The organism is Ochrobactrum vermis (assembly GCF_002975205.1).
Classification (GTDB): domain Bacteria; phylum Pseudomonadota; class Alphaproteobacteria; order Rhizobiales; family Rhizobiaceae; genus Brucella; species Brucella vermis.
Map to the genome: position 1 here is coordinate 2,546,079 of NZ_PCOC01000001.1, position 26,458 is coordinate 2,572,536.

The following is a 26,458-nucleotide window of genomic DNA, read 5'->3' on the forward strand; positions in this document are numbered from 1 at the left end:
ACATGCGGCCACGACGATCCGGCGCAGGGAGAACGGAGAGAGCAGGCTGGCGATGAGCTTGCGCCTGCTGGGAGGGAGTATCATTGAATACGCACCAGTCCGGGGCGGATGCGCTTTCGCGTCCCGAAGATGAAAAACTATCTGTAACTGCCAATCTGGCTTATGGCTTCCAGCATGTTCTGACCATGTATGGAGGCATCGTTGCGGTTCCGTTGATCATCGGTCAGGCGGCCGGTCTCAGCCCGACCGAAATCGGCTTGCTGATCACCGCGTCGCTATTTGCCGGCGGTGTTGCCACTGTCCTGCAAACCATCGGCATTCCGTTCTTCGGCTGTCAGCTACCTCTGGTTCAGGGCGTCTCGTTTTCGGGCGTTGCCACCATGGTGGCCATCGTCACATCGAGCCAGACCGGTGAAGCAGGCTTGCAGGTCGTGCTGGGAGCCGTCATTACGGCTGCTGTGATAGGCCTTATCATCACGCCGATATTCTCACGCATCACGCGTTTCTTTCCACCGCTCGTCACAGGCATCGTCATCACCACGATCGGTCTGACGCTGATGCCCGTTGCGGCGCGCTGGGCAATGGGCGGAGACAGCAACAGCCCCGAATTCGGCAGCATGGCCAATATCGGTCTTGCTGGTCTCACGCTGGTCATTGTTCTCATTCTCAGCAAAATGGGCAATGCCACGATTTCCCGGCTTTCGATCCTGCTCGCCATGGTCATCGGAACCTTTATCGCCTGGGCGCTCGGCATGACCGACTTTTCGCGGGTCGGCGAAGGCACAATGGTGGCCCTGCCGGAGGTTTTCCATTTCGGCATGCCGGTGTTCAGCCTGGCGGCAACGCTCTCCATGTTCATCGTGATCATGGTCACACTGGTCGAGACTTCCGCCGATATCCTGGCTGTCGGTGAAATCATCGGCACGAAAGTGGATTCGCGTCGCCTGGCCAATGGCCTGCGCGCAGATATGCTTTCAAGCATCCTGTCGCCGATTGTCGGCTCCTTCACGCAGAGCGCTTTTGCGCAGAATGTCGGCCTTGTTGCGGTGACGGGCGTGAAAAGCCGCTATGTTGTGGCAACAGGCGGGCTGATTCTCATCACGCTCGGCCTTCTGCCGGTGATGGGCCGGGTGATTGCCTGCGTTCCTCCGGCGATTCTGGGCGGAGCAGGCATTGTCCTGTTCGGCACGGTGGCCGCAAGCGGCATCCGTACGCTCGCGAAAGTGGACTACGAAAACAATATCAATCTCATCATCGTGGCAACCTCAATCGGCTTTGGCATGATCCCGATCGCCGCACCGCAATTCTATCACAACTTCCCGACCTGGTTCGAAACCATCTTCCACTCCGGCATCAGCTCGGCAGCGTTGATGGCCATTGCGCTCAATCTGATGTTCAATGAGATCAAACTGGGCAACAGCAACCAGATGTCAGTCTTTGCGGAAGGCACCGAGCGCATCATCCGCCATCACAACATCTCGGAGCTGCATGACGGAGATTATTTTCTGAACGGCAAGCTTTACGATGCCGATGGCAATGAAGTCAGGGTCGTTGCCGCCGCACATTGAGTAGGTTACCGCAAGACACGGATCACGGTCCGGTCTGTCAGATGAGGCAGGAGGCGCGCCATGTCGGCGCGCCTCAATGCTATGCAGCCTTCGGTCGGCGTATAGCCGGGGCGCGCCAGATGAAAGAAGATCGCACTGCCGCATCCGCGACGGCGTGGTGCAATATTCCAGTCCATGACAACGCAGACATCATAGAGATCGTCACGCCGCCACATATCCTCGTGGCTTGCCGCATAAGGCAGCTTTACGGGACGATTGTAATTGGCGTCGGACGGCGCGTCGCACCAGCCATCCAGACGGCGGACACGGCCGAGCGGCAAACGTGACAAGGGCAGCAAACCCTTGTCCCCGCGTCGATATCCATAGAGCAGTCGCATGGTCGCCAGAGGCGTCGCCCCGTCACCTTCGCGCTTGAAAGCGCTGATCCCCCCCTTGCCAAGAGCGCATTCCAGCACCAGATTGCCGGCAACAAGCAAGCCGCGAGTCTTGTGGCCCGGTTTGGCCCGCACATCGATAACGCCAATTCCCCGGCTAATTTCGTATCTGGCCAAGCCCTCGCCTCCGTGTCATGCATGTTTAAAACCGTTGTCGGCGGGCGCAAAAACCTCTTTCGCGTTTCGCCGCTTCAACTTGTGTCCATTAAATGTCATAAAACACCAAGAGCCATTTAAATCAAAGAGTAACGAGGACAGGCATGACAGGCCGTACGATACTGATTGTGGACGATGACGAAGATCTCCGTTCCATCCTCGTCGAACAGCTCGAGCTGTGCGAAGAATTCCAGATTCTGCAGGAAGACAATGCCACCAAGGGCATCCAGACTGCGCGAAACGGCATTGTAGACCTCCTGATCATGGATGTTGGCCTGCCGGATATGGATGGCCGTGAAGCCGTAAAGCTGCTGCGCAAGGGTGGTTTCAAGGCGCCGATCATCATGCTCACCGGTCACGATACGGAATCGGATACGATTCTCGGCCTCGAATCGGGTGCCAATGACTACGTCACCAAGCCGTTCAAATTCGCCGTGCTACTGGCGCGCGTCCGCGCGCAGCTACGCCAGCACGAGCAGAGCGAAGACGCGACCTTCATCGTCGGCCCCTATACGTTCAAACCCGGCCAGAAGCTGCTCATCGACGAGAAGGGCAGCAAGATTCGTCTCACCGAGAAGGAAGCGGCCATCATCAAGTATCTCTATCGTGCCGGCGACAAGGTTATCGGCCGCGATGTGCTCCTTGAAGAGGTATGGGGCTATAATTCGGGTGTGACCACGCATACGCTGGAAACCCACGTCTATCGTCTGCGCCAGAAAATAGAAAAAGATCCGTCCAATGCGGCGCTTCTGGTCACAGAAAGCGGGGGATACAAGCTTGTCCCATGATGGACAGCGCCCGATGCAGGTGTATTGACGATCCATGGCGCTTGATGACGATATTCGCATTCTCGGCACGGTAGGCCTGTTCGAGTCTTTCACGCCCGAACAGTTGCGGCTGCTTGCCTTCGGCGCGGAGCGTCTCGTTCTCAGAGCCGGGCGCGAGCTTTTTCGCGAAGGACAAAGCGCCGACTGCGCCTATATCGTCGTTTCCGGGAGCATTACCCTGTTTCACGAACAAGACGAAGGGCGGATTGCAATCCGCCCCGTCGGCCCAGGCGCCATGATCGGCGAAATGGCGTTGATCGCACAGACCTCGCGCCTCACCGGTGCGGTCGCCGAAGCGGAAACTGAGGTTATCCGCATCAGCCGTTCGATCTTCCGGCGCATTCTCGAAGAATATCCGGAAGTGGCAGCCGCACTGCACTCCCACATCAGCCGCGATCTGCTGGAACTGATCGGCGAAATCGAAAAAGTCGCACCGCGCCTGAATGGCGACTGACCCTTTCAGAGGTCTATCACCCTTTCCATTCCGATAGCGTCGAGAAACGTCTGATCGTGGCTCACAATGATCAGCGCGCCCTCGTAAGCGTTGAGAGCGGTTTCAAGCGCCTCAATGGAATCGAGGTCGAGATGATTGGTCGGTTCATCGAGGATCAGCAGTTCGGGAAGCTCTGTTCCGCCAAGTACGCAGGCAAGTGCTGCCCGCAACAATTCGCCGCCACTAAGACTACCGGCAAGCCGGGAAGCGCCCTCGCCGCGGAACGAAAACCGCGCCAGTGCTGCACGCGCATCATTGTCGTTCGATCCCGGATTGAGACGCCGATAGTTTTCATAAAGGGTCTGACTGCGATCCATCAGGCTCATCTGCTGGTCGAACATCGCTACACGCGCCGGACGCAGAACCGTTCCGGCCACAGGCTGAAGATCTCCCGTCATCAACCGCAGCAGGCTGGTTTTGCCTGCGCCGTTCGCCCCTGCAATAACCACCCGCTCAGCGCCTACAATCTTCATCGACAGATCACGGATCACCGGGCAATCGGCTTGAGGTCCGCCCGAAACACGCTGCATATCCAGCATGACGCGCCCCGAAGGCGGAACCGCGCCAGCCACATCGAAATGCATCGGCTTTACCCGCTCGACTTTTGCCTCGGCCTCCCGCAACTGCTCGTTGGCCTCGCTGGACTGGCGTTCCGCCAGCGCGTCGCCCCGACCCTTCGACTGCTGCGCACGATCTTCCCGGGCATCAAGCAGCATTTTGCTCATTCCGGCATCAGCCCGTGATTTCCGACCGCGCGCGTCGCTGCGCGCCTGTCTTTCGGCTGCCGCCTGCGCCTTTCGCTCGACCTGCTTGACCTCGCGTCGTGCCATTGCGAGATCGCGCGCTGCCGTCTCGCGCTCTTCGGTCTTTTTCCCGTGATAGAAATCCCAATTTCCGCCATAGGCTCGAAGCCCGTCTGCCGATAATTCCGCTATTGCATCCATCGACTGCAACAGCTCGCGGTCGTGGCTGACCACGATGGCTGCGCCGCGCCAGGCCGCCAATAAATCGACGACAGACCGACGCCCGGCGCGATCGAGATTATTGGTCGGTTCGTCCAAAAGAATCAGGTCAGGCTTCTGGAAGATGAGGGCTGCAAGCGCCGCGCGCGTCTGCTGACCTCCACTCAAGGCGGAAAGGAGAGCATCAGGAGCCATATCAGGCAAACCAAGCTGCTGTAGTGCGTCGGCAAAGCGCTGCGGCAAGAGCCAGTCTGCTTCATTCAGATCGCTATCACTGGCCAGCCCCTGTTCGACGCGTGCCAGAATATCGAAATCTGTCCGCGCATCGAAAAGATCTGCCAGTGTCGCACTACCAGCGCCGCCGACATTCTGCCGCAGCACGCCTATGTTTCCGTGCGCCGTCACATTTCCGCTTGTCGGAAGCAGCCGCCCGCTCATGATGCGCAACAGCGTCGATTTGCCGACGCCATTGCGCCCGACCAGACCGATGCGGCCTGCGGTTACGCTAAAATTAATGGATTCGAAGAGAGTACGGCCATCAGCCGTGATGCAGGAAACGTCCTGAAGTGTCAGAAGAGCAGTCATTGCGAACCATGGAAACATTGAAAACACTGGTCGGTTGATACAGTGCTGCCTGATCCATCGTTCTTCTCTCCTTGCTTAGACTGCTCCCAATATAGGGACTGTGACGAAATCAATCCAGATCGAATGTCGCAATAACCGGCACGTGGTCTGATGGCCGCTCCCAGCCGCGCGCATCGCGCAAGATTTGCAAGCCCTTCATATGGGCCTCCAGATCGGCAGAACCCCAGATATGGTCGAGGCGGCGACCACGATCCGATTCATCCCAATCCTTGGCGCGATAGCTCCACCAGGTATAGATTTTCTGGTCTGCCGGAATGAGCTGTCGCATCAAGTCGCTCCAACCGCCCTTCACACGCAAGTCTTCAAGCGTTTCGGTCTCGATCGGCGTGTGGCTGACGATCTTCAAAAGCTGCTTGTGCGACCAGACATCGTTTTCGAGCGGCGCGATGTTGAGATCGCCGACAAGAATGGATGAATGTCCGTCCTGCCTGTCCGCCGCAATGGCTCGCATTTCTTCAAGGAAAGCCAGCTTGTGCGCAAATTTCGGATTGATCTCCGGGTCCGGTTCGTCGCCGCCCGCAGGAACGTAGAAATTATGAATGCGAAGCTTTTTACCACCTGCTTCGACCACTGCGCTCAGATGGCGGCAATCACCCATGTCGCAGAACCCGATCTTTTCCACGCCAGTCAACGGACGACGCGATATCGTTGCAACGCCGTGATAGCCCTTCTGGCCGCTGATCGCGATGTGCTCATAGCCAAGTGCACGAAAACCCTTGGAAGGGAACTGGTCATCGGGACATTTGGTTTCCTGAAGGCAGAGAACATCCGGCTGATAATCGCTCAAAAACTGCTCGACCAGCGGCATACGCAGGCGAACGGAATTGATGTTCCAGGTAGCGACAGAAAAAGTCATGGAGGTAGGTCTCGCAGCAACGAAAAGATGCCGCGAACCTAATCATTTATCTGGCAAATGCAAACGGGTTGCCCACCACAAACTGACGATTACTGACCTTTGCGCTTCATGGCGATACGCTGATAGTCGATCTTGAACATATCGTCGGTAAAACGAACACCGGTGCGCAGATTGAAAATCATGACCGTGGTATCAAGCTTCTGCGCATCGGTGATGGTCCACTGCTTCAGCTCATAGGATTTGGGATCGAACATCATCGTGATCTTCGAATCGCCGAAAATGGATTTGTCGCCCAGCACCAGCGTGGTCATGTCCGGCTCCTGCTTCACATTCTGAAGACGGCCGCCGCCAAGGTCAATCCGGTCCGCGAGCAGCAGCTTCAGCGGTGTCTTCGAAAGCGGATAGAGGTCCCATGTGTCGAGCTTGCGATTGTTGATGACCACCGATTCGCCATCCGAAATCACCCGGATCGGCGAGTTGTTGTAGTTGAAACGGATCTTTCCCGGACGCTGTATATAGAAAGTGCCGCCGGTCTGGTCACCCTTCGGGCCGAACTGAACGAATTCGCCGGTCATTGTGCGCACGGATGAGAAATGATCCGCAATCTGCTGTGCCGCAGCACCAGCGCCAGCACCTTGTGCCATCGCGGCGACTGGTGCCAGAACCAGCGACGTCATGCCAAGCCCAAGCGCTCCCATTCCCAGCACGGCTGCAAGACGACCAGCTTTCGCAAAGGCGGAAAAACGGGAGAACATCATCGACAAACTTTCTCTTTTCATCATTCTGTATAACTAAGCCGCCAGTTGGGCGCGAGTATGGCGCACTGCTGCACTCGGCTTAGAAGTCGTCGTCACCGGTTGGCACCAGAATTTCGCGCTTGCCTGCATGGTTGGCGGGACCGACAATGCCTTCATCCTCCATGCGTTCGATGATCGAGGCCGCACGGTTGTAGCCAATTCCAAGACGGCGCTGGATGTAGGAAGTGGAAGCCTTCTTGTCACGTAGCACCACGGCAACGGCCTGATCATACGGGTCGTCGGAATCTTCCAGATTGGAGGTTCCAGCCGGGCCGCCGCCCTCGTCATCTTCTTCATCCTCAGTAATGGCATCCAGATATTCCGGCACGCCCTGAAGCTTCAGATGCTGCACGATGCGCTCCACTTCGTCGTCGCCGACGAAAGGCCCGTGCACACGCTGGATGCGACCGCCGCCGGCCATAAAGAGCATATCGCCCTGTCCGAGCAGCTGTTCGGCACCCTGTTCGCCCAGAATAGTGCGGCTGTCGATCTTCGACGTCACCTGGAAGGAGATACGTGTCGGGAAGTTGGCCTTGATCGTTCCGGTGATGACATCGACCGATGGGCGCTGCGTGGCCATGATGACATGGATACCGGCGGCACGCGCCATCTGCGCCAGACGCTGCACCGCGCCTTCAATATCCTTGCCTGCAACCATCATCAGGTCGGCCATTTCGTCGATGATCACGACGATATAGGGCATTGGCGCCAGATCCAGCTCTTCGGTCTCGTAGATCGCCTCGCCGGTGTTGCGGTCGAAGCCGGTCTGCACGGTGCGCGCAATCGGTTCGCCCTTCTTCTGCGCCAGACCGACACGCTGGTTGAAACCGTCGATATTGCGCACGCCGACCTTCGACATCTTACGATAGCGGTCTTCCATTTCGCGCACGGTCCATTTGAGCGCGACAACGGCCTTCTTCGGATCGGTCACGACAGGCGTGAGCAGATGCGGAATGCCGTCATAGACGGAAAGTTCCAGCATCTTCGGATCGATCATGATCAGGCGGCATTCCTGCGGCGTCATGCGATAAAGCAGCGACAGGATCATGGTGTTGATCGCCACCGACTTGCCGGAGCCGGTCGTACCAGCAACGAGCACATGCGGCATCTTCGCGATATCGGCAATCACCGGCTCGCCATTGATGGTCTTGCCGAGCGCCAGCGCCAGTTTCGCCTTTGACTGTTCGAAGTCGCGGCTGGCCAGCATTTCGCGCAGATAAACCATTTCGCGCTTTGGATTGGGCAATTCGATGCCGATGGCGTTGCGCCCCGGAATGACAGCCACACGCGCTGCAATCGCGCTCATCGAGCGGGCGATATCGTCGGCAAGCCCGATAACGCGGGAAGACTTGATGCCGGGCGCTGGCTCAAGCTCGTAAAGCGTGACCACCGGACCCGGCTTCACATTGATGATTTCGCCGCGCACGCCGAAATCTTCGAGCACGCCTTCCAATAGGCGCGCATTCTGCTCAAGCGCATCCTTCGACAAAGCGGGATCGCGCTGGATCAGCTTCGGCTCGGCAAGGAAATGCAGCGACGGCATTTCAAAGACGCCGTTGTCCTTGAGGAAGGACGGCTGTGCCTCACGCTGGGCGCGTGCTCCGGGCTTTGGCGACGGCGCAGCCTGTTCCACGCGAGCCTTGCGGCTTCGCGCTGGCGGCGCATCATGCCATTCCTGACCGGCCAGCGGTGCGCCGTCATCCATATCGTCCATATCGAAAGGCGGCTCGTCATCGGCCGGGGCAGGTGCTCCGAAACCGGGCTCGCGGCGCGGCGCATTGCGTGTTTCCGCATTGCGGCGCACAACGCGCATTTCGTCGAAATCTTCCTCGCGCGGACGGCGGCGTCCAAGCCCCGTCAGGCGCTTGAAATTTGCGGTCGTCGTCAATGCCAGATGGGTGAGCGCGCCAACAAGCTGGAAACCGCCACTGGCAGATGCTTCATCATCTTCCTCGTCTCCGGCAAAATCATCCTGCTCCGTACCACGACGTGCCGATGGCTGTGCAGGATTGACGATTCCTGCCCCGCGACCAATGATGCCGCTGGCAAAAAGGCAGAGCCACAGAGCCGGTACTGCAAGGATGAGCGCAATTCCCGACGCTATCGCGCCCTGCGGAAAGCTGCCGATGAAGAGGCCCGGGAACTTCAGGATCATGTCGCCAAAGACGCCACCAAGGCCAATTGGCATGGGCCAGCTCTCCGGCACGGCAAAGCAGCTGGCAATAGCTGCGAACAGGAGTGCAGCGCCAAGCCAGGCGAAACTGCGTTTGGCTATACGGCCGATGCCGCCACGCGTCATCATCAGGAGCGACCAGACGGCAAGCGGAAGCAAAGCGGGAACGCTCGCCAGACCGAAAAACTGCATCGCAATGTCGGAGAACACAGCGCCTGGGTATCCGAGCGCATTGGTTACCGGATTGTCGGTCGCGTGACTGAAGCTCGGATCGGCAACATTCCATGTCGCAAGCGCGCCGACGGCCATGCCGGTGAGCGCCATAAGCCCCAACCCGAACAAGATATAGAACTGCCTGCGGAAGAGATTGGCCAGTCTGAGCCTGTCTTCCGTAACCCGCTCGTCACGCAGCGGGTATGAGGGCGAATATCCTTGCCGCATATAGCCTGTCCCGAACCGAATATCTTTGCTGGCCCCTGAGCGGAAATGCTCCGGGCACACTGAATCGGTCCGATCCTAATCGCCGGATGGTTAATTCCTCATTAACCATGCAAGGGGCCACAAACAAATCCGTTGATGAAATGAAAAAGGTGCGGTTTCCCGCGCCTTTTTCTTCTTGGGACAACTCTGTTCTATTGAACAGACTCGCCGTGCAAAGCGATGTCGAGGCCTTCAATCTCGGCCTGCTTGCTGGGTCGCAGGCCCATGACGGCCTTGACCGCGTAAAGAATGATCGCAGTGGCAATCGCCGTATAGACAATCGTGATGGCAGCGCCGAAGAACTGCTTGCTGATGGTTGCCCCTTCCCCGGCCGGGTTGATCGCCGCATCGGCGAAGAGACCCGTCAGCACCGCACCGACGAAGCCGCCGACACCATGGACACCGAATGCATCGAGCGAATCGTCATAACCAAGCGCGTGCTTGATCTTCACGGCAGCCAGGTAGCAGACAGCACCGGCAACGATGCCGATGATGAGCGCGCCCATCGGGTTGACGAAACCCGCGGCGGGCGTCACGGCAACAAGACCTGCAACAGCGCCTGAAATGATGCCGAGCACGCTCGGCTTGCCCGCAATCGCCCATTCCACGAACATCCAGGCAAGCGCGGCACCGGCGGTCGCAACCTGGGTATTGAGCATGGCGACACCGGCAAGCGCGTTAGCGCCAACAGCGGAACCGGCATTGAAGCCGAACCAGCCAACCCACAGGAGAGCAGCGCCGATGACCGAGAGGACGAGATTGTGCGGAGCCATGTTGGTGTGGCCGTAGCCATCGCGCTTGCCGATGATGAGGGCGGCAACCAGACCGGCAACACCGGCATTGATATGAACGACCGTACCGCCAGCAAAATCAAGCACGCCATCAGACGCCATGAAGCCGCCGCCCCAGACCCAGTGTGCCACCGGGATATAGACGATGAACAGCCAGAGCGTCAGGAAGACCAGCATGGAGGAAAATTTCATGCGCTCGGCGAACGAACCGGCAATGAGTGCTGGCGTGATGACGGCAAAGGTCATCTGGAAGGTGATGAACACATATTCGGGGATGGTTCCCGTCAGCGATTCCATCGTGACGCCGGAAAAGAAAGCCTTGGAAAGACCGCCAATATAAGAATTGAGAGAGCCTCCATCGGTGAAGGCGAGCGAATAGCCTGCAACCATCCACAGAATGGACATGAGACAGGTAATCGCAAAGCTCTGCATCACCGTGGACAGCACGTTCTTCTTGCGCACCATGCCGCCATAGAACAGCGCGAGACCCGGTATAGTCATCATCAACACAAGCGCGGTCGAAGTCAGCATCCACGCCGTATCGCCCGTATCGAGGGTTGGTGTCGGTGCGGCGTCCTGTGCCATTGCCGTCCCGGCCATGGCGACGAGCGCAGGCAGGGTAGCCAAAAGGGCGGTTTGCTTGTTTCTTCCTGTTATCAGCATCGAATATCTCCGTCGAAGGGCGGTTTCAAACGCGGCTGCGCTGGAAAGACCGGTTCAAACAGAGAGAAACAAAATTCATGCCAGTTGGCCGATGTTGGCAAATTAACTGCGAATTTTCTGAAATTATGTGCACCGGAGGCGCAAATGCAGGTCCAAGGAAGAGGGGGCGTTGCTGCAACTTATCCTGAATGAAGCCTTAAATGATTCATTCAGCTTGGTTTTCCGTCATGGGCATCCGCTTTCGCGCAGCGAATGCCCTGTATTTAATCACATATGAGAAGCGTGATTAAATAATAGTCATTTCTTTTTATCGTGAACGCGGATCAATCCTTCCTGTGCGACCGAGGCGATCAGCACGCCGTCACGCGTATAAAGCGCACCCCGGTTAAAACCGCGCGCGCCGGAGGCACTCGGCGTATCCTGCGTGTAGAGCAGCCAGTCATCGAGCCTGCATGGGCGGTGGAACCACATGGCGTGATCAAGGCTTGCAACCTGAAGATCACGGTCGAAAATCGTACGGCCATGCGGATGCAGGGACGTATCGAGCAACGTCATATCCGAGAGATAAGCGAGAATGGCAGCCTGCAGGGCCCTATCATCCGGCACAATGCCGCGTGCCCTGACCCAGACATGCTGGACGGGCTCAAGCTTCTCGCGCGAGAAATAATGGGTCAGCGACACCGGCTTTATTTCAATGGGCCGCTCCTGCTCCCAATATTTGCGCACATTGGGCGGCGCCATATGGAGATATTGTTCCTTGATGTCACGATCGCCGACAAGCTGTTCAGGCATCGGCAGTCCTTCCGGCATGGGAAGCTGGTGATCAAGCCCGCCCTCATCCACCTGAAACGAAGCCGAGAGGGAAAAAATCGCCTTGCCGTGCTGCTTTGCCAGAACGCGCCGGGTGCTGAAGCTCGATCCATCACGAATGCGATCAACTTCATAGACAATCGGTATCGACGGATCGCCGGGCCGCACGAAATAAGCGTGCAGGGAGTGGACGTCCCGTTCGGGCTCGACGGTGCGCTGCGCCGCTATCAGCGCCTGCCCGATCACCTGTCCGCCGAAAACCCGCTGCCAGCCGACCTGGGGGCTGTTACCACGGAACAAATCCACCTCAAGCGTTTCCAGATCGAGAATGGAAAGAAGCTCACGCATTGCATCAGTCTGGGCATCAGTCTGGGCGCCAGCAGACTTTTCTTGATCGGTCATGGACAGCCTGTCTCCTGCAACCATATATGAATAGGGTTCATGTTTGAGCCGGAGCATCCGAATCTGTCAAGAAGCGCACGGGAAAAGCTATGTTACCAGCGCCCCATATGATGCGAATGTCTCATTCCGGCTGTCCGGTCCTGATATGCGCCGCGGCAAAATATCGGGTTTCTTGGACTGCAATATATGCCAAAACACCGCTAGAGCGGTTCCAGCCAAACCGGAATTGTGGAACAGCTCTATCTCTTTGTTTCTAAGCATTTGCCTCACGCAAAACCGCTTCGCACTTTTGCTGGAAATGCTCCCGTGAGATGGATTCTCGAAAGGAAATGACAATGGCCGCCCGGAAGAAGCAGGAAGCAGCACGCAGTAACGATGTAGTGATTGCAGGCGGCGGCTATGTCGGGCTCGTCACGGCAGTTGCGATCAAATCAGCGGCGCCACACCTTTCCGTCACCGTGATCGACGGTGCACCGGCTGGCGCCTGGAAGAACGACCCGCGCGCGTCCTCCATTGCTGCCGCCGCTTCACGCATGCTCGACAAGCTTGGTTGCTGGCAGGCAATCCTTCCCGAAGCCCAGCCCATCACGGAAATGGTCATCACCGATTCGCGTACCTCCGATCCCGTGCGTCCGGTATTCCTCACTTTCGAAGGTGAAGTCGAGCCCGGCGAACCCTTTGCCCATATGGTCGAAAACCGCGTCCTCAACACCGCCCTGCACAACAAGGCTGAAACGCTCGGAATCACCTTCCTTGAAGCCACCAGCGTGGAGAATTTCAACACACTTCCAGAAGGGGTGACCGTCACTCTCTCCAATGGAGATACGCTTGAAACGCGTCTTCTGATTGCTGCCGATGGTGCACGCTCCCGCCTGCGCGATCTGGCTGGCATCAAAACCGTCAACTGGGACTACGGCCAGTCGGGTATCGTGTGCAATGTTGCTCATGAACTGCCGCATGGCGGACGGGCCGACGAGCATTTTCTTCCAGCCGGTCCATTTGCGATCCTTCCATTGAACGGCAATCGCAGTTCGCTGGTCTGGACCGAGCGCACAACAGATGCCGAACGCCTCATCCGCGAAGACGACTTCGTGTTCGAGGCCGAACTCGAGCAGCGCTTCGGTCACCGTTTGGGTGCCCTGCATGTCGAAGGCCCCCGCCGCGCCTTTCCGCTCGGCCTGACGCTGGCGCGTGAATTCGTGAAGCCGCGCTTCGTTCTGGTGGGCGACGCGGCACACCGCATCCACCCCATTGCCGGGCAGGGTCTCAATCTCGGCTTCCGCGATGCGGCAGCAATTGCCGAGGTGGTGGTCGAAACAGACCGGTTAGGCCTCGACATCGGGTCGTTTGCCGCTCTGGAACGTTACCAGTCCTGGCGTCGCTTCGACACCGTGCAGATGGGGGTAACGACGGATATTCTGACGAGGCTTTTCTCCAACGACCATCCGGCCGTCCGCTCGATCCGCGATATTGGTCTGGGGCTGGTCGACCGGGTACCGGCGTTGAAATCCTTTTTCATCAAACAGGCAGCCGGGCTTTCAGGCGATACCCCACGCCTGTTGAAAGGCCAGGCTATTTGATTTCTGGCTGGTTGCTGGAAGCCGTGGTCAAGCGCCCTATATCGGTAGCGGAATTCCCAACCGAGAGGAGAGCTTCCCATGGACAGAAAAGCAACCGCCATCTGGCAGGGTACGCTGAAGGAAGGCAAAGGTACGCTTAACACGCAAAGCGGTGCACTGAAGGATCTTCCCTATGATTTCAAGGCTCGTTTTCAAGACGAAAGCGGTCGCTCCGGCACCAATCCGGAAGAACTTCTGGGCGCCGCTCACGCAGGCTGTTTCGCCATGCAGCTTTCCGCGCTTCTGACGGAACACGGAACGCCACCGGAAAAACTGGAAGCCACTGCGGCAGTCACCGTCGGCCCCGCAGCAGGTGGTGGCTTTGAAATCAGCCGCAGCGCACTTACGCTCAACGCCAACATTCCCGGAATCTCCGTCGAGGATTTTGAAGCGCTCGCCAATAAGGCCAAGCAGTCCTGCCCGCTCTCGAAAGCACTCGGCGCGATTGAAGTGACACTGGATGCAAAACTGATCTGAACAACTTCAAGACACGAAAACGATGAGCGGGCGCAAGCCCGCTTTTCTATTCGGGCAGGTGGCAGACAGCCTCGATATTGTGACCGTCCGGATCGGTCACGAAGGCGGCGTAATAATCGGGGTGATAATTCGTACGAAGCCCCGGCTTGCCGTTGTCTGCGCCACCGGCAGCGATGGCTGCTTCATAAAAGCGATCGACTTCCGAGCGGGTTCCCGCAGAAAAGGCGACATGCAAAACGCCTTCCAGTTTGGCGCCCTTCTGCTTGCCGATCCAGAATTCCGGCTTGCCGTTGCGCCCATATCCGACCCAGTCGCCGAACTCCATGGCGCGGGAAATGCCCAGTGGGGCAAGTGCCTCATCATAGAACTTGCGCGACTTGGGCATGCTGGAAATGTTGAAACCGATGTGATCGAGCATGATTGCCCTGTCTCCGATGGACCTGTTCTCCAATGAGATATCGGTGCCGCTACAAAGATCAAGCCTTCTACGAACACAACAAAGGTTCAGACAAAGAAAAAGGGGAAGGTTTGCACCTTCCCCTTTTCATTCTTGCGGTCGATATTGCGAGTTACACGCGACGCTCGACCATCATCTTCTTGATTTCCGCACAAGTGGCGTGGAGGCAACAGGCCGAAAGGGATTGCAAAAACTGGCGATTGCCGCGCTTACACGCGGCGTTCCACCATCATCTTCTTGATTTCGGCAATCGCCTTGGCAGGGTTCAGACCCTTCGGGCAGGTCTGCGCGCAATTCATGATCGTGTGGCAGCGATAGAGCCGGAACGGGTCCTCAAGATTGTCGAGGCGTTCGCCCTTGGCTTCGTCGCGGCTATCAATCAGCCAGCGATAGGCCTGAAGCAGCACAGCAGGTCCGAGATAACGGTCGCCGTTCCACCAATAGCTCGGGCACGAGGTCGAGCAGCAGGCGCACAGAATGCATTCATAAAGACCGTCGAGCTTCTGGCGGTCCTCATGGCTCTGCAGCCATTCTTTCTGCGGCTCCGGCGAAACCGTCTTGAGCCATGGCTCAATGGAACGGTGCTGGGCGTAAAAGTTGTTGAGGTCGGGAACGAGGTCCTTGACCACCGGCATATGCGGCAGCGGGTAGACCTTGATAGCCCCCTTGATGTCGTCCATGCCCTTGGTGCAGGCCAACGTGTTGGCGCCGTCGATGTTCATCGCGCAGGAACCGCAAATGCCTTCACGGCACGAACGGCGCAGCGTCAGCGTCGGGTCGATCTTGTTCTTGATATAGAGCAGACCGTCCAGGACCATTGGGCCGCAATCGTCGCGATCGACATAGTAGGTGTCGATGCTCGGATTGGCGTCGTCATCCGGCGACCAGCGATAGATACGGAATTCGGTAACCCGCTTGGCACCGTCGGGGCGCGGCCAGGTCTTGCCCTCTTGCGGGCGCGAATTCTTGGGAAGTGCGAGTTCAACCATTGCTCTTTCCCTTAATCAGTAAACGCGCTTCTTCGGCGCAATCTTGGCGAGGCTGATGCCGCCTTCCTCTTCCGTCGTCAACGGATCGAGGTGGACAGGGCGATAGTCAAGCTTGACCTTGCCATCCGGCGACAGCCAGGACAGCGTGTGCTTGCGCCACTCGGCATCATTACGATCCGGGAAATCCTCATGCGCATGGGCGCCGCGGCTTTCCTGACGCGCTTCCGCCGAAACAACCGTCGTCAGCGCATTCGCCATCAGGTTTTCCAGCTCGAGCGTTTCGACCAGATCGGAGTTCCAGATCATCGAACGGTCGGTAACCTTGATGTCCGGCAGCTCTTTCCAGAGCTTTTCCATGCGCTCGACGCCCTGCTTGAGCGATTCCGACGTGCGGAACACGGCAGCGTCTTCCTGCATGGTACGCTGCATCTTCTCGCGCAGTTCCGCGGTCGGCTGGGAGCCATTGGCAAAACGCAGGCGATCAAAGCGTTCCATGATCTTGTCGCAGGCAGCGATGTCGAGGTCCGGAACCTTCGTATTGCGATCGATAACCTCACCGGCACGGATCGCAGCCGCACGGCCGAACACCACCAGATCGATCAGCGAGTTGGAACCGAGACGGTTTGCACCGTGCACCGAAGCGCAGCCCGCTTCGCCAACGGCCATCAGGCCGGGCTGTACGCGGTCCGGATCGGCTTCGGTCGGGTTCAGCACTTCGCCCCAGTAATTGGTCGGGATGCCGCCCATATTGTAGTGAACGGTCGGCAGAACCGGGATCGGTTCCTTGGTTACATCGACGCCTGCAAAAATCTTGGCCGACTCGGAGATACCCGGCAGGCGTTCGTGCAGAACCGCCGGATCAAGATGGTCGAGATGCAGGTAGATGTGGTCCTTGTTCTTGCCAACGCCGCGACCGGCGCGGATTTCCATGGTCATGCAGCGTGAAACCACGTCACGCGAAGCAAGATCCTTGGCCGATGGCGCGTAGCGCTCCATGAAGCGCTCGCCTTCGGAGTTAACCAGATAACCGCCTTCGCCGCGTGCACCCTCGGTAATCAGGCAGCCTGCACCATAGATGCCGGTCGGATGGAACTGAACGAATTCCATATCCTGAAGCGGAAGACCAGCGCGTGCAGCCATGCCGCCGCCGTCGCCGGTGCAGGTATGCGCAGACGTTGCCGAGAAATAGGAACGGCCATAACCGCCCGTCGCCAGAACCACCATCTTGGCGGAAAAGCGATGGATCGTGCCGTCATCGAGGTTCCACGCCACGACGCCGGTGCAGACACCGTCGGTCATGATGAGATCGAGCGCGAAATACTCGATGAAGAACTGCGCGTTGTTCTTCAGCGACTGGCCATAAAGCGTATGCAGGATCGCGTGGCCGGTACGGTCAGCGGCAGCGCAGGTGCGCTGAACCGGAGGGCCGTCGCCGAAATTCTGCATGTGGCCGCCGAACGGACGCTGATAAATCTTGCCTTCTTCGGTGCGCGAGAACGGCACGCCGTAATGCTCGAGCTCGTAGACGGCCGCAGGCGCTTCACGCGCCAGATACTCCATCGCATCGGTATCGCCGAGCCAGTCCGATCCCTTGACGGTATCGTACATATGCCACTGCCAGCTGTCCGGGCCCATATTCTTGAGCGAAGCGGCGATGCCGCCCTGTGCTGCAACCGTGTGCGAACGGGTTGGGAAAACCTTGGTGATGCAAGCCGTCTTCAGGCCCTGTTCGGCCATGCCGAGCGTTGCGCGCAGACCGGCACCGCCAGCTCCAACCACCACCACGTCGAACTTGTGATCGACATAGGTATATTTGCTTGCTGCGGCAGGCGCCGCATTATTTACTGCACTAGCCATCGGGCTATCAACCTCCGAAGCTCAGCTTGAGGATCGCGAAAACGCAGGCAAAACCGACCACCGCCGTAAAGAAGGTGTTCAGCATCACCAGCACGACCTTCATGCCTTCGCCATGCACATAATCTTCGATAATGACCTGCATGCCCAAACGCATGTGATAGACGCCCGTCAGAACGAACAGCGCCATGACAATGGCTGTAATGGGATGCGAGAGAGCAGCCCGGACTTCCGCATAGCTTGCGCCATTGAGCGAAATAACCAGACCGATGAAAAACATGACCAGCGGCACCAGAGCGACCGCGCTCAGGCGCTGGTACCAGAAATGACCGGTGCCTTCCTTGGCCGACCCCAGACCCCGGACCTTGCCGAGCGGGGTGCGCATATCATTGTTCATACCGTTCATGAAACCTGCTCCCCTTAACGCACCGAATAGGCGACGACCCAGATGAGGATCGTGGCGATGACGGAGAAAACGACGGTCGCCCAGGCGATCTTCGAAGCGGTATGTTTTTCGAGGCCTGCGCCCGTATCCCAGATCAGGTGACGAACACCACCGGCCAGATGGTGCAGAAGCGCCCAGGTATAGCCGAACAGGATCAGACGACCGATCCATGACGAAAAAAATGCATTGACGAAGTTGAAGCACTCTTCGCTGACTGCAGCCGAGATCAGCCAGGCCGCCAGCAACAGGGTGCCGAAGTAAAGTGCACCGCCTGTGATGCGATGGACGATGGACATCGTCATCGTAATGACCGGCTTGTAGATGGACAGGTGCGGCGACAAAGGACGCTGGCGCGTTACAGTCGGTTGTGTCATGGCTCTGTAGGCTTCCCTGACGTTTCTCCCCGGCCACACCCCGCTGACGAAGATCAGCGAAGCAGCCAGGTTGCGGGTTCTCCCGAACCCTGGTTCGACGTCGCCCACAGCACAGGGAACCGGACTCTTGATCCCGCACCGGTACGACCTAAGAAAATATGGCTGGACCGTGACGTACGGCCCTATGTGGCGCTTTCTACTGCGCTTTTACCATCACGTCAAAGAAGCTTTTTCACGAAAAGACTAACAATTGGTCGCACCTGGGCGACACATTCGCGTGATTGCGGCATTCAAACGATTGAAGGCCGCAATCAGCAAAAACATGTGTAATTTCATCCACTTTTGGGAAATCGATTAATTACCGAATCGAATCACGTAGCTCGACCAGTCGGCAGCCGTGGCAATCTGTTCATAGAGCTTGCGCCCGTCTTCCGGCGCGCGCGGCGCATTGAGCACCAGCTTGGACCAGCTGCGCTCTTCAGCCTTGTCGGCAAGCACGTCGATCAACGCCTTGGCTATGCCTTTCCCGCGATGATCGTGATGCACATAGATATGGTCGACCTGCCCTGCACGCAGCCCGGTCACCGGCTCAGGCAGGTCGTAGAAAATCACGAAGCCGACCAGATTGCCGTCAACCCTGGCCCCCAGCGTTTCGGCAGCGCGATCCTGAAGCAGATGCTCGGCATAAAAATCGTCGGGACGGCGTGGTGCACCGCGCTTCAGCGCCTGCGCATAGCTTGCCAGCAGCGGTGCGAATTCGTGGGCATCACGCAGATGGAGGAGCGCAATATCGACGGCATGATCTTTGGTCATTGGACGTTCCTTGGCGTTTCCAGTTCTTCCGCCTGCAGCTTGCGAAGCAGTGCCGCACGGGAAGGCCGGTTCGATTTTAGCCAGCACGGATGACAAAGGTAAAGAAAGAGTTAAGATAGCCCTCATTCTCTTTGGGATCATGCATGGTGAGGCTCGATCAACGATGACAAACCGCGAACGGACGATGTTTGGCCTGGCTGTCGTCGGTGTTCTTGTTCTGACCGGCCCCGCACTGACCCATCCCGCACTGGCCGACAATGCCATACGCTCTGTCGATGCGTCGGGAAATATTGTCATTCAGATGCCGGATAACGGCGCGAAGATCATCCGGGTCGGAGCGGCGCAAAAGACAGCCTCCCATTCGCCACAGCGCATCAAAGTGATGTCCGCACCGCGGGATCGCGCCGTCGCCTATGTCGTCGCCAGGCCCAACAGCGATTGCGAAAGTGCAGTCGTACTGCACGGGCGCTCTTTCATGTTTGGGATCGATCGTGGGGAAACGCCAGTTCTCGACCATGCAGGCTGCGGCGATCGATAGGCTTCATTCAACGCCCGGTCATTGAACGGAATTCCAGAACGTTTTCGTCGACCAGTATCGGCAGAGCGGTACGAACACAGTTGCGCCCGCCCTTCTTCGCTTCATAAAGCGCACCATCTGCCCGTTTGTAGAGATCGGAAAAAACGTCGTCGAATTCCATTTCTGCAACCCCGAAGCTCACAGTGAAATCAATCTCCCTGTTCTTGCCGTTAAGATGGATATCACGGCAGGCAAGTCGAGCCTTGTCGGCAAATCGCCATGCGGATTGAATCGTGTTTCCCGGCAAAATGACTGCGAATTCCTCACCGCCTATGCGCGCGGCAATCCCGCCCTTGGCGCTGGCCGCCTTACGCAGTTCGGCAGAGAAAGCGGCAATGACGCGATCCCCCAACGCATGACCATACGTGTCGTTGATTGCCTTGAAGTGATCGATATCGCACAGAACGAGTGACAGAGCCTGTCGCATACGTTTCGATTTTTCGATTGCAGCTTCCGCACGAAACTCGAAGCCGCGCCGGTTGAGCAGCGCCGAAAGCTGGTCCGTTTCCGAGCGGATCAGCATATTGGTGATCAGCTCCCGCATCAGGCTCAAAAGCAAAAGCAATCCGCCTGCAACCGAAAGAGCTGCCCCCATCGACTGCGAGAACATCGCATAGGTCGTATCGATATAGTCAGCCGGTTCAGCACCTGTGCCTCCCGACAGCACGGCGATGACCGGTTTGAACAGAAAATGCACGGCGCTGATGCCGAACAGTACCGCCATCAAGGTATCGATGCCGTTGCAGTCCACCCGCAGTATCACCCACACCGCAAGCAGCAACATGAGGACGTAGGGCGCCTGATAAAGCAGCATGCCGATCATCTGGCTGCGGGCAATGTCATATATGCCGTAGACCACCGCAAGCGACGTAATGGTCAGCAAACCGAGCGCAATCCACGGCACCGGTCGGGCATACATTCGGGCCAGACCGACGACCAGACAGGATAATGTCAGGTAATAGGTTGTGAAGGCGAGCATATAGCCGAGACGGGGATTGGGAATGGAAGGCATGGCAAGCTCTGTCAGGAAGTAGAGCATTGCGAAAATGAAGCCAAAGGCGAAGACGGGCGCTGCAGCATTATCCCGCGCATAAACGGCTATGCCGAGAAATGCGAAAGCAAACAGACCGGAAACGGTCATGTTGATCAGGAGGATAAAGTCGGCCCCATTCATCAATGCTCTTCCCCGCGCCGGCACTCAAAAGCTTCTCGATGCCAGCCCCCTTCTCTCCTTACAATCAAAGCGTGAAAAAGCTGCTAATACACAGCCAAGAAAAAACCGCCGGGATGAACCGGCGGTTTGATCTTTCCGGAAGCGTTCAGAAACGCTTCAAATGGCAGTCTTCGGTATGAAACCTCAGTTCCACTCGCGAATGTCGACGAAATGTCCGGCAATCGCAGCAGCGGCAGCCATAGCTGGCGACACGAGATGCGTGCGGCCCTTGAAACCCTGACGGCCTTCGAAGTTACGGTTCGAGGTCGAAGCGCAACGTTCACCCGGCTTCAGGCGGTCGTCATTCATGGCAAGGCACATGGAACAGCCCGGCTCGCGCCAGTCAAACCCGGCTTCGATGAAGATCTTGTCGAGGCCCTCGGCTTCCGCCTGTTCCTTCACGAGACCCGAACCCGGCACGATCATGGCATTGACGCCATCGGCAACCTTCTTGCCTTCAGCCATGCGGGCAGCGTCACGCAGATCTTCAATACGGCCATTGGTGCATGAGCCGATGAAGACGCGGTCGATCTTGATGTCGGTCATCTTGGTGCCCGGCTTCAGGCCCATATAGTCAAGCGCACGCCACTTCGATGCACGCTTGGTTTCATCCTTGATCTCGTCCGGATTCGGCACGATGTCGGTGACGAAAACAACGTCTTCCGGCGAAGAGCCCCAGGAGACGACAGGCGAAATCTTGGCCGCATCCAGTTCGACAATCTTATCGAAATGCGCGCCTTCATCCGAATGCAGCGTCTTCCAGTAGCCGATAGCCTGTTCCAGCGCTTCGCCCTTCGGCGCGCGCGGCTTGCCCTGCACATAGGCAAAGGTCGTTTCGTCCGGCGCGATCAGACCAGCGCGTGCGCCGCCTTCAATCGACATGTTGCAGACGGTCATGCGACCTTCCATCGACAGCGAACGAATGGCGCTGCCTGCATATTCGATCACGTAACCGGTGCCGCCTGCGGTGCCGATCTTGCCGATGATGGCCAGCGTGATGTCCTTGGCCGTGACGCCCGGAGCCAGTTCACCTTCAACACGCACCAGCATGTTCTTGGCTTTCTTCTGGATCAGCGTCTGCGTCGCGAGCACATGCTCGACTTCGGACGTACCGATACCATGAGCCAGCGAGCCGAAAGCACCATGGGTCGAGGTATGGCTGTCGCCGCAAACAATCGTCATGCCCGGCAGAGTGAAGCCCTGTTCCGGTCCCACGATGTGCACGACGCCCTGGCGACGATCACGTTCGGAATAATATTCGACGTTGAAATCGGCGGCATTCTTGGCGAGAGCCTCAACCTGAATGCGGCTTTCTTCGTTCTTGATGCCGTTGACGCGGTCTTTCGAGGTCGGCACGTTGTGATCGACCACGGCGAGCGTCTTCTCGGGATGGCGCACCTTGCGGCCTGCCATGCGCAGACCCTCGAAAGCCTGCGGGCTCGTCACTTCGTGCACAAGATGGCGATCAATATAAAGGAGGCAGGTCCCGTCTTCCTGCTGATCCACTACATGGTCGTCCCAGATCTTGTCGTAAAGTGTACGCGGCGCGCTCATTGCGAGAGGTCCTTTGAATAGTTCTTAACTTTGGCTGTCATATGCACCCGTCGCCGCATTTCGTCAAGAAACACAAACCGCAACAGGGTGTCGCAGTAACAATCTTGCGAGAGTCAGGCAGAATTATGCAATATGTTACGCAGCCCTTGGCATTTGGCAAATAAAAAAGGCGACCAAAGGCCGCCTTTTTCAAACAGATTGCCCTGAAGCTTATTCAGCAGCAGTCTTAGCAGCCTCGGCCTTGGCGGCGGCAGCCTTGTCGGCTTCGCGCTCGGCCTTGGTACGGTTGTCTTTCTTTTCAGCGATACGGGCAGCCTTACCGGTGAGGCCACGCAGGTAGTAAAGCTTGGCGCGACGGACCTTACCGCGGCGAACCATTTCAACCCCTTCTACGATCGGCGAGTAAACCGGGAATACGCGCTCTACGCCTTCGCCGTACGAAATCTTGCGAACGGTGAAGTTTTCGTTGAGGCCAGCGCCGGAACGGGCAATGCAGACGCCTTCATAGGCCTGCACGCGGGTACGCGTACCTTCGGTAACGCGAACCTGAACGCGAACCGTGTCGCCCGGCTGGAAATCTGGAAGCTTGCGCTTTTCTTCGATCTTTGCTGCCTGTTCGGCTTCAAGCTGACGAATGATATCGGTCATCGTCTGACTCCTTCTTTGTTCTTCTCAAACAGTCAGAGCGCTCTGCACTTGCCGCCAAGCAATCCTTGGCCTTGCGACTATGCCTTCAATCTCAGGCAGGAGCGGTACACCATTTATTGGTTTACGGACGTCTCGGGCTTTGCCCGAACGGGATATTGCAATGTCGGTTTTTCCCGAACTGACGGGCCAATACAGCATCGCGGGGGATTTGTCACGCCCTGTCATAAATTTTCGTAGCCAGCGACGCAGGACTGTGCCAGAGTTATTGTTAACAATAAACTTTCAATTGTAAACAACTTAAAAAGACAATGCTAAAATGGGGACACTATGACAATCAAAAATCCATCACCCTCATTGTATAATGAGGATCTGGCACCAGCCGAAGAGCGCAAATGGGGCGCCTTCAGTATTTTCAACGTCTGGACATCAGACGTTCATAGCCTCTGGGGCTATTATCTTGCCGCAAGCCTGTTTCTTCTGTGCGGCAGCTTCTTGAACTTTGTTCTGGCCATCGGCGCGGGATCACTGGTCATCTTTTTCCTGATGAGCCTGGTTGGCAATGCCGGTGTGCGAACCGGCGTGCCCTTTCCGGTGCTGGCGCGCGCGTCTTTCGGCACGTTCGGAGCCAATTTTCCAGCGCTCGTGCGCGGCGTCGTCGCCTGTTTCTGGTATGGCGCACAGACAGCCGCAGCCTCCGGCGCGCTCGTTGCGCTGCTTATCCGCAACGAGAGCATACTGTCCTTTCACCAGAACAGCCATCTTCTCGGCCACTCGACACTCGAAGTGATCTGCTACGTCGCGGTTTGGGCAGCCCAGCTTCTCATCATCCAGCGTGGCATGGAAACTGTACGCAAGTTTCAGGATTGGGCAGGCCCAGCCGTCTGGATCATGATGCTTATCCTGGCTGTTTATCTGGTCATCAAAGCCGGTACCTTCTCCTTCGGCAGCGAAATCCCGCGCGATGTACTGCTTGAGAAAACGAGGGATGCGGGTGTCATGGGCGAGCCGGGGTCCTTTGCAGCGCTCGCGGCTGTTGCGGCCACCTGGATCACCTATTTCGCGGCGCTCTATCTGAACTTCTGCGACTTCTCACGTTATGCCAAGGATGAAGCATCCCTGCGGCGCGGCAACCTGTGGGGGCTGCCGATCAACCTCATGGCCTTCTGCCTTGTTGCAGGCGTCACCACCACCGCAGCCTTCACTGTTTACGGCGAAGTTCTGCTTCACCCGGACCAGATTTCGGCTAAATTCGACAGCTGGTTTCTCGCACTTCTGGCTGCGATGACATTTACCGTCGCAACACTCGGCATCAATGTGGTCGCGAATTTCGTTTCGGCCGCGTTCGACTTCTCGAATACATTTCCGCAGAAAGTCTCGTTCAAGCGAGGCGGCGTCGTTGCAGCGCTGATTGCACTGCTCCTCTATCCGTTCGCACCGTGGGAAACGGGTGCCGCGCATTTCGTCAACTTCCTCGGCTCCACCATGGGTCCAATCTTCGGAATCATGATGGTTGACTACTACCTGCTCCGTCGCGGCGAACTGAACGTGGCAGATCTCTATCAGGAAAACGGTGAATTCCGGTTCCAGAACGGCTGGCACGTCAAGGCTTTCATCGCCTTTGTAATCGGCGCATTGTTCTCGTCCATCCTGCCGATTGCCACCAATCTTCTGCCGGCCTGGTGGGCAACCTATGGCTGGTTCTTCGGTGTAGCGATTGGCGGCGGTGTCTATTTTGTGCTCCACAGATCGCAGAGAGAACTTCGCAGGCCTGCAAATCAGCATTCCGCCTGACAATAGCAAATGAAAATGCCCGGCAGATGCCGGGCATTTTTTTGTTTAGTTCTGCTCTTCGTCCAAGATGCGCATTCCGAAATGCCTGATCCATATTGGGGCCCGGCGCCGAGCCCCAGGAAAAGATTTTCGAGTGCAGGATCAGGTTCGTTTGGGTTTGCTCTCGCAATAGGTTTTCCAAAGATCGGGACGCCGTTCCTTCGTGATCCCCTCGGCCTGTTCATGGCGCCATTTATCGATGGCGCCATGATTGCCGGAGGTCAGGATTTCTGGAATCGACCGATCTTCCCAAACCTGCGGGCGGGTATAATGCGGATGTTCAAGCAATCCGGTCTCGAAACTTTCCGTCTCACCGGATTCGCGATTGCCCATCACACCCGGCAGAAGCCGGACGATGGCGTCCAGCAGAACGATTGCGGCGGTTTCTCCACCCGACAGGATATAATCGCCGATCGAGACTTCCTCGAGATCGCGCGCTTCGATCACGCGCTCGTCCACGCCCTCGAAACGGCCGCATAGAATGATCGCACCCGGCCCGTCCGCCAGTTCACGCACACGCTTCTGCGTCAGCGGCTTTCCGCGCGGGCTCATCAACAGCATCGGACGGCGACCGTCGGCAACCGAATCCAGAGCCCGCGCAATAACGTCGGGCTTCATCACCATGCCTGCGCCGCCGCCAGAGGGCGTATCATCCACCATACGATGCCTGCCTTCGGCGAAATCGCGAATCTGCACCGCATCGAGCTGCCATTTGGCATCGCCGAGCGCCTTGCCCGCAAGGGAAGCGCCAAGTGGTCCGGGAAACATTTCGGGATAAAGCGTCAGCACGGATGCATGAAAGAAACCCGCCTCATCATCGACCTTGAAAACCTCGGTCATGACTTTTTCGGCTTTTTCTTTTCACTTTGCGGACGCTCGTCCTCATCATCGGCAATCAACCCGGCGGCATAGGGGTCGACCAGCAGCGTGCCCTTGTCCAGATCGATTTCCGGTACGGCAGCTTCCGTGAAAGGAATAAGCATCGGGCGCTTGCCCTTTTCGCTGAGTTCAATGAGGTCGCCGCCGCCGAAATCGAACAAGGCGCTCACCACGCCATATGTCTTGCCTTCGGCATCGACCGCCAGCAAGCCAATCAGGTCCGTCTGGAAGAACTCGTCGTCATCCAGTTCGTCGTCCGGTAGCTGGGAACGATCTATGAAAAGTTCCGTTCCGTTCAGCGCCTCTGCGGCATTGCGGTCGTTGATACCCTTGAAGCGCACGACCACGACCGTCTTGGCAGGGCGCGCTTCCAAAACCTCGTAGCTCTTGCCCTGTTCATCATAGAGCAGGCCGTATTCGGCGATTGCCAGCGGATCGCCGGTAAAGGTCTTCACTCGTACTTCGCCGCGCGTGCCATGGGCGGCACCGATGACGGCGAGCTGGATCGGGTTTTCTGGACGCGGCATTGCCAACCTTGTTTCTGCTGCTCGGATAGGACTATTTTTCGTTCAATAGCCCTTTCGCCAGCTCAATTCACCTCAATTCGTAAGAATAGTGCTTTTCACCTCACGAACAACCAGCCGGTAACCTATCGCTGGCAGACTGTCCGGG

At 57.5% G+C, this 26,458-nt stretch carries 25 protein-coding genes; 7 read left to right on the plus strand and 18 right to left on the minus strand.

Annotation, left to right across the window (positions count from 1 at the left end; genetic code table 11):
• Positions 1–83 precede the first annotated feature (83 nt).
• Positions 84–1,568, plus strand: coding sequence for a nucleobase:cation symporter-2 family protein (locus CQZ93_RS12635; protein WP_105542853.1), 1,485 nt, complete (start codon positions 84–86; stop codon positions 1,566–1,568).
• 5 nt (positions 1,569–1,573) lie between these two features.
• On the opposite strand, the gene CQZ93_RS12640 is transcribed toward CQZ93_RS12635, so the two are convergent.
• Positions 1,574–2,119 carry a L,D-transpeptidase family protein gene (locus tag CQZ93_RS12640; protein WP_105542854.1) on the minus strand — a complete coding sequence of 182 codons (546 nt, stop codon included), beginning with the start codon at positions 2,117–2,119 and terminating at the stop codon, positions 1,574–1,576.
• A gap of 143 nt (positions 2,120–2,262) precedes the next feature.
• On the opposite strand from CQZ93_RS12640, the gene optR reads away from it, so the two are divergent.
• Together optR and CQZ93_RS12650 are read left to right on the plus strand one after the other, a co-directional pair.
• Complete coding sequence (gene optR / locus CQZ93_RS12645) at positions 2,263–2,946, plus strand: response regulator OptR (protein ID WP_006467959.1); 684 nt, start codon at positions 2,263–2,265, stop codon at positions 2,944–2,946.
• Positions 2,947–2,980: 34 nt separating this feature from the next.
• A complete protein-coding gene (locus tag CQZ93_RS12650) occupies positions 2,981–3,439 on the plus strand; it encodes a cyclic nucleotide-binding domain-containing protein (protein ID WP_105542855.1) in 459 nt (152 codons plus the stop codon).
• Positions 3,440–3,444: 5 nt separating this feature from the next.
• Here CQZ93_RS12650 and CQZ93_RS12655 read toward each other — a convergent pair whose 3' ends face one another.
• From CQZ93_RS12655 to tesB, 6 genes are all read right to left on the minus strand, one after another.
• The gene (locus CQZ93_RS12655) at positions 3,445–5,025 is read right to left on the minus strand and encodes an ABC-F family ATP-binding cassette domain-containing protein (protein ID WP_105543302.1); all 1,581 of its coding nucleotides are present in this window, start codon (positions 5,023–5,025) and stop codon (positions 3,445–3,447) included.
• Between the two features lie 109 nt (positions 5,026–5,134).
• A complete protein-coding gene (gene xth / locus CQZ93_RS12660; protein WP_105542856.1) occupies positions 5,135–5,941 on the minus strand; it encodes an exodeoxyribonuclease III in 807 nt (268 codons plus the stop codon).
• Between the two features lie 89 nt (positions 5,942–6,030).
• The gene (locus CQZ93_RS12665) at positions 6,031–6,699 is read right to left on the minus strand and encodes an outer membrane lipoprotein carrier protein LolA (protein ID WP_181153349.1); all 669 of its coding nucleotides are present in this window, start codon (positions 6,697–6,699) and stop codon (positions 6,031–6,033) included.
• 79 nt (positions 6,700–6,778) lie between these two features.
• Positions 6,779–9,352 carry a DNA translocase FtsK gene (locus CQZ93_RS12670; protein WP_105542858.1) on the minus strand — a complete coding sequence of 858 codons (2,574 nt, stop codon included), beginning with the start codon at positions 9,350–9,352 and terminating at the stop codon, positions 6,779–6,781.
• 191 nt (positions 9,353–9,543) lie between these two features.
• On the minus strand, positions 9,544–10,845 hold the full coding sequence (locus CQZ93_RS12675; protein ID WP_105542859.1) for an ammonium transporter: 1,302 nt from the start codon (positions 10,843–10,845) through the stop codon (positions 9,544–9,546).
• Between the two features lie 297 nt (positions 10,846–11,142).
• Complete coding sequence (gene tesB / locus CQZ93_RS12685) at positions 11,143–12,057, minus strand: acyl-CoA thioesterase II (RefSeq protein WP_105542861.1); 915 nt, start codon at positions 12,055–12,057, stop codon at positions 11,143–11,145.
• Positions 12,058–12,392: 335 nt separating this feature from the next.
• Between tesB and CQZ93_RS12690 the strand changes: the two genes are divergently transcribed.
• Positions 12,393–13,637, plus strand: a complete 1,245-nt coding sequence (locus CQZ93_RS12690; RefSeq protein WP_105542862.1) for a ubiquinone biosynthesis hydroxylase — start codon at positions 12,393–12,395, stop codon at positions 13,635–13,637.
• Between the two features lie 78 nt (positions 13,638–13,715).
• On the plus strand, positions 13,716–14,153 hold the full coding sequence (locus CQZ93_RS12695; protein WP_105542863.1) for an OsmC family protein: 438 nt from the start codon (positions 13,716–13,718) through the stop codon (positions 14,151–14,153).
• Positions 14,154–14,199: 46 nt separating this feature from the next.
• Here CQZ93_RS12695 and CQZ93_RS12700 read toward each other — a convergent pair whose 3' ends face one another.
• The 6 genes from CQZ93_RS12700 to CQZ93_RS12730 form a co-directional block, all read right to left on the minus strand.
• Entirely contained in the window at positions 14,200–14,571 is a 372-nt protein-coding gene (locus CQZ93_RS12700) for a VOC family protein (RefSeq protein WP_105542864.1), read from the minus strand.
• Positions 14,572–14,819: 248 nt separating this feature from the next.
• Positions 14,820–15,599, minus strand: coding sequence for a succinate dehydrogenase iron-sulfur subunit (locus CQZ93_RS12710; RefSeq protein ID WP_104755034.1), 780 nt, complete (start codon positions 15,597–15,599; stop codon positions 14,820–14,822).
• Positions 15,600–15,614: 15 nt separating this feature from the next.
• Entirely contained in the window at positions 15,615–17,456 is a 1,842-nt protein-coding gene (sdhA, locus tag CQZ93_RS12715; protein ID WP_105542865.1) for a succinate dehydrogenase flavoprotein subunit, read from the minus strand.
• Between the two features lie 7 nt (positions 17,457–17,463).
• Positions 17,464–17,859 (minus strand): succinate dehydrogenase, hydrophobic membrane anchor protein, encoded by a 396-nt coding sequence (gene sdhD, locus CQZ93_RS12720; RefSeq protein WP_105542866.1) that lies wholly within the window; start codon positions 17,857–17,859, stop codon positions 17,464–17,466.
• A gap of 14 nt (positions 17,860–17,873) precedes the next feature.
• A complete protein-coding gene (gene sdhC, locus CQZ93_RS12725; protein WP_105542867.1) occupies positions 17,874–18,272 on the minus strand; it encodes a succinate dehydrogenase, cytochrome b556 subunit in 399 nt (132 codons plus the stop codon).
• A gap of 354 nt (positions 18,273–18,626) precedes the next feature.
• Entirely contained in the window at positions 18,627–19,085 is a 459-nt protein-coding gene (locus tag CQZ93_RS12730) for a GNAT family N-acetyltransferase (RefSeq protein WP_105542868.1), read from the minus strand.
• Between the two features lie 163 nt (positions 19,086–19,248).
• Between CQZ93_RS12730 and CQZ93_RS12735 the strand changes: the two genes are divergently transcribed.
• On the plus strand, positions 19,249–19,623 hold the full coding sequence (locus tag CQZ93_RS12735) for a hypothetical protein (RefSeq protein ID WP_105542869.1): 375 nt from the start codon (positions 19,249–19,251) through the stop codon (positions 19,621–19,623).
• A gap of 7 nt (positions 19,624–19,630) precedes the next feature.
• Here CQZ93_RS12735 and CQZ93_RS12740 read toward each other — a convergent pair whose 3' ends face one another.
• The 3 genes from CQZ93_RS12740 to rplS form a co-directional block, all read right to left on the minus strand.
• The gene (locus CQZ93_RS12740; protein WP_105542870.1) at positions 19,631–20,836 is read right to left on the minus strand and encodes a GGDEF domain-containing protein; all 1,206 of its coding nucleotides are present in this window, start codon (positions 20,834–20,836) and stop codon (positions 19,631–19,633) included.
• A 183-nt stretch (positions 20,837–21,019) separates the two neighbouring features.
• Positions 21,020–22,429: a 3-isopropylmalate dehydratase large subunit gene (leuC, locus tag CQZ93_RS12745; protein ID WP_105542871.1), complete on the minus strand. Its 1,410-nt coding sequence runs from the start codon at positions 22,427–22,429 to the stop codon at positions 21,020–21,022.
• A gap of 210 nt (positions 22,430–22,639) precedes the next feature.
• Complete coding sequence (gene rplS / locus CQZ93_RS12750) at positions 22,640–23,077, minus strand: 50S ribosomal protein L19 (RefSeq protein WP_105542872.1); 438 nt, start codon at positions 23,075–23,077, stop codon at positions 22,640–22,642.
• A 327-nt stretch (positions 23,078–23,404) separates the two neighbouring features.
• Here rplS and CQZ93_RS12755 point away from each other — a divergent pair, with 327 nt between their 5' ends.
• Complete coding sequence (locus tag CQZ93_RS12755; protein WP_105542873.1) at positions 23,405–24,868, plus strand: NCS1 family nucleobase:cation symporter-1; 1,464 nt, start codon at positions 23,405–23,407, stop codon at positions 24,866–24,868.
• A 141-nt stretch (positions 24,869–25,009) separates the two neighbouring features.
• Here CQZ93_RS12755 and trmD read toward each other — a convergent pair whose 3' ends face one another.
• Entirely contained in the window at positions 25,010–25,747 is a 738-nt protein-coding gene (trmD, locus tag CQZ93_RS12760; protein ID WP_105542874.1) for a tRNA (guanosine(37)-N1)-methyltransferase TrmD, read from the minus strand.
• Positions 25,744–26,313: a ribosome maturation factor RimM gene (rimM, locus tag CQZ93_RS12765; protein ID WP_105542875.1), complete on the minus strand. Its 570-nt coding sequence runs from the start codon at positions 26,311–26,313 to the stop codon at positions 25,744–25,746. The genes trmD and rimM overlap by 4 nt, the downstream gene beginning before the upstream one ends.
• Between the last annotated feature and the right edge of the window lie 145 nt (positions 26,314–26,458).

Bases quoted from the DNA above. Each gene is read 5' to 3' on its own strand.
- CQZ93_RS12740 (WP_105542870.1), bottom strand. From the start codon at position 20,836: ATGAATGGGGCCGACTTTATCCTCCTGATCAACATGACCGTTTCCGGT.
- CQZ93_RS12655 (WP_105543302.1), bottom strand. From the start codon at position 5,025: ATGACTGCTCTTCTGACACTTCAGGACGTTTCCTGCATCACGGCTGAT.
- sdhC (WP_105542867.1), bottom strand. From the start codon at position 18,272: ATGACACAACCGACTGTAACGCGCCAGCGTCCTTTGTCGCCGCACCTG.
- tesB (WP_105542861.1), bottom strand. From the start codon at position 12,057: ATGACCGATCAAGAAAAGTCTGCTGGCGCCCAGACTGATGCCCAGACT.
- sdhD (WP_105542866.1), bottom strand. From the start codon at position 17,859: ATGAACGGTATGAACAATGATATGCGCACCCCGCTCGGCAAGGTCCGG.
- CQZ93_RS12735 (WP_105542869.1), top strand. From the start codon at position 19,249: ATGACAAACCGCGAACGGACGATGTTTGGCCTGGCTGTCGTCGGTGTT.
- optR (WP_006467959.1), top strand. From the start codon at position 2,263: ATGACAGGCCGTACGATACTGATTGTGGACGATGACGAAGATCTCCGT.
- rimM (WP_105542875.1), bottom strand. From the start codon at position 26,313: ATGCCGCGTCCAGAAAACCCGATCCAGCTCGCCGTCATCGGTGCCGCC.
- CQZ93_RS12675 (WP_105542859.1), bottom strand. From the start codon at position 10,845: ATGCTGATAACAGGAAGAAACAAGCAAACCGCCCTTTTGGCTACCCTG.
- CQZ93_RS12730 (WP_105542868.1), bottom strand. From the start codon at position 19,085: ATGACCAAAGATCATGCCGTCGATATTGCGCTCCTCCATCTGCGTGAT.
- CQZ93_RS12695 (WP_105542863.1), top strand. From the start codon at position 13,716: ATGGACAGAAAAGCAACCGCCATCTGGCAGGGTACGCTGAAGGAAGGC.
- sdhA (WP_105542865.1), bottom strand. From the start codon at position 17,456: ATGGCTAGTGCAGTAAATAATGCGGCGCCTGCCGCAGCAAGCAAATAT.
- CQZ93_RS12670 (WP_105542858.1), bottom strand. From the start codon at position 9,352: ATGCGGCAAGGATATTCGCCCTCATACCCGCTGCGTGACGAGCGGGTT.
- xth (WP_105542856.1), bottom strand. From the start codon at position 5,941: ATGACTTTTTCTGTCGCTACCTGGAACATCAATTCCGTTCGCCTGCGT.
- CQZ93_RS12700 (WP_105542864.1), bottom strand. From the start codon at position 14,571: ATGCTCGATCACATCGGTTTCAACATTTCCAGCATGCCCAAGTCGCGC.
- CQZ93_RS12710 (WP_104755034.1), bottom strand. From the start codon at position 15,599: ATGGTTGAACTCGCACTTCCCAAGAATTCGCGCCCGCAAGAGGGCAAG.
- CQZ93_RS12755 (WP_105542873.1), top strand. From the start codon at position 23,405: ATGACAATCAAAAATCCATCACCCTCATTGTATAATGAGGATCTGGCA.
- rplS (WP_105542872.1), bottom strand. From the start codon at position 23,077: ATGACCGATATCATTCGTCAGCTTGAAGCCGAACAGGCAGCAAAGATC.
- CQZ93_RS12650 (WP_105542855.1), top strand. From the start codon at position 2,981: ATGGCGCTTGATGACGATATTCGCATTCTCGGCACGGTAGGCCTGTTC.
- CQZ93_RS12690 (WP_105542862.1), top strand. From the start codon at position 12,393: ATGGCCGCCCGGAAGAAGCAGGAAGCAGCACGCAGTAACGATGTAGTG.
- trmD (WP_105542874.1), bottom strand. From the start codon at position 25,747: ATGACCGAGGTTTTCAAGGTCGATGATGAGGCGGGTTTCTTTCATGCA.
- CQZ93_RS12665 (WP_181153349.1), bottom strand. From the start codon at position 6,699: ATGATGTTCTCCCGTTTTTCCGCCTTTGCGAAAGCTGGTCGTCTTGCA.
- leuC (WP_105542871.1), bottom strand. From the start codon at position 22,429: ATGAGCGCGCCGCGTACACTTTACGACAAGATCTGGGACGACCATGTA.